7 protein-coding genes are annotated in these 5,206 nt (G+C 61.6%); 5 read left to right on the top strand and 2 right to left on the bottom strand.

The annotated features are described in order from the left end of the window. Both ACXWUF_RS18105 and ACXWUF_RS18100 read right to left on the bottom strand, forming a co-directional pair. The coding region (locus tag ACXWUF_RS18105) for an FAD-dependent oxidoreductase (RefSeq protein ID WP_458496007.1) at window positions 1-156 on the bottom strand (156 nt) is incomplete at its 3' end. A 54-nt stretch (window positions 157-210) separates the two neighbouring features. Beyond that, window positions 211-1,236 (bottom strand): glycosyltransferase family 2 protein, encoded by a 1,026-nt coding sequence (locus tag ACXWUF_RS18100; RefSeq protein WP_458496006.1) that lies wholly within the window; start codon window positions 1,234-1,236, stop codon window positions 211-213. A 277-nt stretch (window positions 1,237-1,513) separates the two neighbouring features. On the opposite strand from ACXWUF_RS18100, the gene ACXWUF_RS18095 reads away from it, so the two are divergent. The 5 genes from ACXWUF_RS18095 (at window position 1,514) to ACXWUF_RS18075 (ending at window position 5,132) form a co-directional block, all read left to right on the top strand. Further along, window positions 1,514-3,679: an alpha-amylase family glycosyl hydrolase gene (locus ACXWUF_RS18095; RefSeq protein WP_458496005.1), complete on the top strand. Its 2,166-nt coding sequence runs from the start codon at window positions 1,514-1,516 to the stop codon at window positions 3,677-3,679. Window positions 3,680-3,788: 109 nt separating this feature from the next. Further along, window positions 3,789-4,046 carry an AbrB/MazE/SpoVT family DNA-binding domain-containing protein gene (locus ACXWUF_RS18090; protein WP_458496004.1) on the top strand — a complete coding sequence of 86 codons (258 nt, stop codon included), beginning with the start codon at window positions 3,789-3,791 and terminating at the stop codon, window positions 4,044-4,046. Then, on the top strand, window positions 4,040-4,417 hold the full coding sequence (locus tag ACXWUF_RS18085; protein WP_458496003.1) for a type II toxin-antitoxin system PemK/MazF family toxin: 378 nt from the start codon (window positions 4,040-4,042) through the stop codon (window positions 4,415-4,417). Before ACXWUF_RS18090 ends, ACXWUF_RS18085 begins: the two co-directional genes overlap by 7 nt. A gap of 59 nt (window positions 4,418-4,476) precedes the next feature. Next, window positions 4,477-4,773 carry a toxin-antitoxin system TumE family protein gene (locus ACXWUF_RS18080; RefSeq protein ID WP_458496002.1) on the top strand — a complete coding sequence of 99 codons (297 nt, stop codon included), beginning with the start codon at window positions 4,477-4,479 and terminating at the stop codon, window positions 4,771-4,773. Beyond that, a complete protein-coding gene (locus ACXWUF_RS18075) occupies window positions 4,770-5,132 on the top strand; it encodes an HVO_A0114 family putative DNA-binding protein (RefSeq protein ID WP_458496001.1) in 363 nt (120 codons plus the stop codon). Before ACXWUF_RS18080 ends, ACXWUF_RS18075 begins: the two co-directional genes overlap by 4 nt. Window positions 5,133-5,206: the final 74 nt, after the last annotated feature.

Below are 5,206 nucleotides of genomic sequence, written 5' to 3'. Positions count from 1 at the left end.
GAAGCGGTAGTCGCGGTGGGTGGCGGTGCGGGACAAGCCACCCATCTCCTCCGAGGCTTCCAGGACCACGGCGGAAGCGCCTTGTCGGCCCAATTCATAGGCGGCGGTGAGCCCGGCGGGGCCGGCCCCCACGATGACGGTATGGAGTGTACTCATGAAAATCTGCGGAAAAGTCTGTTGGCGTTGTGGTTGTTCGGTTCCGCTGGATTGTCAGCGAGATGGCAGCGATTTGATGCGCTCCGCCACCAGCACGAAGGCGAAGGCCGCGCTGCCGTACAGATAATATAGCCAATGCCAGGGTATCACCCGCGCCGCGAAGCGCCATCCCCGTTGGCGCTGGAAAAAACGGTACAGCGGCGCGTTCAGCCACAGCAGCCCCGCCCCCGCCGCGCCGGCCACATAGGCCGCTTCGATCTGGAACAGGCCGGCGGCCAGCGCGGCCAACCCCACCCAGGCCAGCACGGCGCTCCAGCGGCTGTCGGCACGCAGATTCAGGTCATTGCGGATCCGGCCTTCGCGCCGCAGCAGCCGAGTCCAGGGTATGGCCCGCTGGAAGATGTCGGTGCGGAGCATGGTGAGCGCGTCCCAGCGCTTGAGGTGCTTGACCTGGATGTCTTTGGCGAGACGGATGCGGTGGCCGGCCCCGGTCAGCCGGTAGCCCAGATCGATGTCCTCCATGGCCGGGATGTCGATGTTCTCGTCGAAGCCGCCCATGGCCCGGAACACCTCGCGCCGCACGGCGCCGCAGGCGGTCCAGAAGGTGTGGGCGTGTTCCTCGCCGGTTTGATGCACGTAATGGTGCAGGAGGTTGCGGTACTGGGACAGGAAGCCGGGGTCGCCCGGGGCATTGTCGTAGGAGCCGAACAGGGCGGCCAGGCCCGCATCGGCGGCGAAGGCATGGCGCGCCTGGGCGATGACGGTCGGGGCGGGAACCACGTCGGCGTCCATGAAGAACAGGATGTCGCCCCGGGCCAGCCGCGCCCCGGCGTTGCGGGCGGTGGCGGGCCCGGAGCGGCGGGGCAGCCGGATCACCGTGGTGCCCAGTGCCTCGGCGGCGCTGCCCGAACCGTCGTCCTCCCCATCCACCGCCACGATAATTTCCTCGGCGGGCGGCGACAGGGCGGACAAACCCGCCAGGCAACGCCGGAATTCGGCACCGCCCCGATAGACCGGAACGACCACCGACACAGATAACGGAGGAATTTGAATCGAATCTGAAGTAACCGGCAATTGCATGATTGAAATGTTTCTTATTGGTATAGTCGTGAAGTGATTTGATTGTGATGTATAAAACCAACCCCCGAATGGGGCGCAACCATTCACAAAATGTTAAATATAGCGGCAAGGAATCCCTTTAATAACAAATCCCATACAACGTCCTATTCGGCTAAGAGCATCGAAACCCAAACGCAGTGTTGCTTTAAATAAACAATTTTAACAGCGGCATATATGAATCCCTAATTTACTGAGGACAAACGTCCTCCCGGAAACCTTCGTTTAATAACAACCATCCATGTCCAATTTCACCGTACATTTCAAAAAACCCGCCGATTGGGCGGACACCGTTCACATCCATTATTGGCAGGCGGGCCACGAGGCCACCTGTAGCTCCTGGCCCGGCGTCCCCATGCGATCCGAAGGCGGCGGCTGGTTCGCCCACGACTTCGGCGACGGCGGCGCGAGCTTCGTCTTCAACGACGGGCACGGCCGACAGACCGCTGATTTGGCCTGGCACCGGGATGGCTGGTTCGAGGATGGCCGCTGGTCCGACCATCCGCCCTCCCCTGCTCCCGCCGACAAAAAAACCAAGAAGCCCGCCCGTTCCGCCGCCAAGAAAGCGCCGCTGCCGGAACCGGCCCCGGTCCACCAGCGCGGCGATTTCCGCGAGGAGACCATCTACTTCCTCATCACCACGCGCTTTTACGATGGCGACCCGTCCAACAATTTCTTCTGCCGCGACCGCATCAAGTTCAACCCGGTCACGGGCGAAGCGGAAGACCCCCACTGGCGCGGCGATTTCAAGGGGCTGATTCAGCGGCTCGACTACATCAAGGACTTGGGCTTCACCGCGATATGGATCACGCCGCCGGTGGAGAACCGTTCCGGGCTGGATTACCACGGCTACCACGCCTATGACTGGACCCGCATCGACCCGCGTTTGGAATCGCCCGACGCCACCTATCAAGACCTCATCGACGCGGCCCACGCCAAGGGGATCAAAATCATCCAGGATGTGGTGGTCAACCATTCCTGCCAGTACGGCATCCGGGGCCAGGTCCACATCGACCATCTGCCCATCAAATACTACGTGCCGCAGGGTTCCGAGCCGGGCCGCATCAATAACGGGCCGTACCAGGGCAGCCTCGGCAATTACGCTTGGCCGAACCGCGACGACATCGACAACCCCGTCGCTCCCGAGTGGTATCGCGAGCGCCATTCAAAAGACCCCGACGGCATCGAGCCGCTGGTCGATCCCAAGACCGGCGAAACCGTGCCCAAGCCCGGCTATAACCCCGGTCGGTTCTTCGGCATCGACGCGAATAATTTGGACCCGGAGTGGTATCACCAGGACGGCTTCATCTGCGGCGGCGATTGGGAAAGCGCCCATCCGCTGCAAACCAAGCATTTGGCGGGCGACTGCATCGACCTCGCCACCCGCCGCCAGAACGTGAAGGATTACCTCACCGGGTCCATCAACCGCTATCTCGACATGGGCGTGGACGCGCTACGCATCGACACGGTGAAGCACATCGAGCGCGACAACCTGCTGGAATACGTCAACGCCTGGAAGGCCCACAAGCCGGGGCTGTTCGTGTTCGGCGAGAATCTGGTGAAGGGCTACGGCTGGGGCGACATGGGCGGCGGCGACAACGGCCCCTCGCAGATTCGGCCCTGGTGGTACACGCGCTTGGGCGACGATCCGCGCAACCCGAATTCGGGCGGCGATTCCGGTTTCCCGCAACTGGATTTCGGGCTGTTCTCCACCTTCCGCGACACGGTGAGCAAGGGCACCTACGGCGGCACCGGGCATGTGTTCGGCATGGACTGGATCTATGGCGACGCCACCCAGCTTGTGACCTTCCTGCAAAACCACGATGTCGGCCCGGACAACGATTTCAAGTACCGCTTCAAGGGCGAGCAATGGATGGCGGCGGCGGCCTATAACCTGATTTGGACCGTGCGTGGCATTCCCTGCCTGTATTACGGCGAGGAAATCGAATTCATGAAGGGCGCGCCGCAGGACGTGGCGGGCGAGCGGGACACCCTGGACCAGACGGGCCGGGCCTACTTCGGCGACCATTTGGCCGACGGACGCATCGCCGCAACCCAAAGCCATCCGTTGTACCGGCATATCCGGCGGCTGAATCAAATCCGGCGAGCGGTTCCGGCGCTACAGAAGGCGGGGATGGCGCGGGTGTCCGAATGGGGCGGCGGGATGAGCTTCATCCGGGATTATTCGGCGGGCGGCAGCTATGCCGTGGTGGGCTTGGCGATGGGCGGGGATCAGCACATTACCGTCGAGGGCGTGCGGGCGGGGGTGTATCGGGATGCCGTGACCGGGCGGGAGGCGTGGGCGGATAACGGGCGCTTGTCGTTCCATGTCAACGGCAACTCGGCGGGGATTTACGTGCTGGATGGGCCGGGGAAGATTGGGGAGGATGGGGTTTATTTGCGGTGAGGACAAAGACCGACTCGGTTTTGAAAACCGGGTCGGTCTACATGGATACTTCATCGCTCGCGGGCTGCAAGGGTAAGATGTTGATTCGCATCATTCGATAGGGTCGCTTATGAAAACGCTGCATAGCTCGATTGGCCTCTGGGGACAAAGCGCTGCTGTGGTTATTCCACCGGAGGCGCTTCGTTTGTGCGGCTTGCATGTCGGGCAAGCCGTGGAAATGGAGCTTTCCGACCACGGCACCCTGACGGTGCGCCCCGCTTCCGAAAGCCCCGACCTTGACACTTTGCTGGCCGGTATCACGCCTGAAAACTTGCCCGACGCCTTGGATGTTGAGTGGGGCAAACCGGAAGGTTCGGAAGCATGGTAGCCGGAGGATATGTCCCGGAACGCGGCGACGTGGTTTGGCTGAACTTCGATCCGCAACAAGGCCAGGAACAGGCTGGCAGGCGTCCCGCCTTGGTGCTTTCCGATAGCCGCTATAACCGCCTAACGGGGCGGGGCGTATTTTGTCCGATTACTTCAAAGGTCAAGGGTTATCCGTTTGAAGTGCCCGTCACGGCGGGCAGCATTTCGGGCGTGGTTGCTGGCCGATCACGTCAAGAATTTGGATTGGCGGGCGCGACGTGCGGAATACAGCGGCGGCAGGGCCGATGCGGGGGCTGTTCAAGCGGTGTTGGCCCGATTGCGGATATTGATGGGGATGTAATGCGACAAGGGCAAAGACCAGCTCGGTTTTGAAAACCGCGTCGGTCTGAGCGGACTTTCAGCACCCACTGGCTATGGCCTAGAATGCCATAATGAAAGCCAAGTTACTGCTCGGTACCAAAACCGTTCTCGCGGATGGCCGACTGATTCAGCGGCTGATTTGGCAATTACCCGCCGCGACCACCGAGCGACCGCATGGCCTGAAATACCGGCTTTATTGCGGCAGGCACGGAACCACCATCGTCCGGTACGACAACGAACAGGGCAAGGGCGACCACAAGCATATCGGTCCCGATGAGCAGGAAGTGCCTTACCGCTTTGAATCCTTGACGAAGCTGCTGGCGGATTTCGCGGAGGACATCGAAACACTTTCAGGAGAGATCGTATGAAGCGCATCGAAATCGGCGTTATCGACCCCAAAGCCGAGCAGGCCCGATTATTGGCATGGGCGGCGCGGGTGGATGCGGGCGAGGCCATGCCGGAATCCACACCCGGTCTTAATTTTTCTTCCGAGAAGCAGTTGCTGGCGACATTCACGGAGAAGCGGATGGAACTGTTGCGGTTCATTGCCCGCAATGAGGGCTTGAATGTCCGGCAAATCGCCCAGGCCATCGAACGGGATTACAAGAACGTCCATGCGGACATCGGCCTGTTGGCTGAGCTTGGGCTGCTGGAAAAGCGGGATGGCGGGGTGTTCGCGCCCTATGACGACATCGTCATTCACTATGTGCTGCGGGAGGCGGCGTAGGAAGAACCCGCCGTAGACAGGGCGCTCACCGCGCCACGCCCAGTGCCTTCTCGGCCATTGCCAATTCCGGGCGG

Source organism: Methylomagnum sp., from assembly GCF_054333355.1.
The sequence above is the reverse complement of the archived record's forward strand: the minus strand, read 5'-3'. Positions and strand labels throughout refer to the sequence as shown.

What these genes read in the sequence shown, in the direction of transcription:
- ACXWUF_RS18100 (WP_458496006.1), bottom strand. Translation starts at nt 1,236, where the DNA reads ATGCAATTGCCGGTTACTTCAGATTCGATTCAAATTCCTCCGTTATCT.
- ACXWUF_RS18085 (WP_458496003.1), top strand. Translation starts at nt 4,040, where the DNA reads ATGGTAGCCGGAGGATATGTCCCGGAACGCGGCGACGTGGTTTGGCTG.
- ACXWUF_RS18075 (WP_458496001.1), top strand. Translation starts at nt 4,770, where the DNA reads ATGAAGCGCATCGAAATCGGCGTTATCGACCCCAAAGCCGAGCAGGCC.
- ACXWUF_RS18080 (WP_458496002.1), top strand. Translation starts at nt 4,477, where the DNA reads ATGAAAGCCAAGTTACTGCTCGGTACCAAAACCGTTCTCGCGGATGGC.
- ACXWUF_RS18095 (WP_458496005.1), top strand. Translation starts at nt 1,514, where the DNA reads ATGTCCAATTTCACCGTACATTTCAAAAAACCCGCCGATTGGGCGGAC.
- ACXWUF_RS18090 (WP_458496004.1), top strand. Translation starts at nt 3,789, where the DNA reads ATGAAAACGCTGCATAGCTCGATTGGCCTCTGGGGACAAAGCGCTGCT.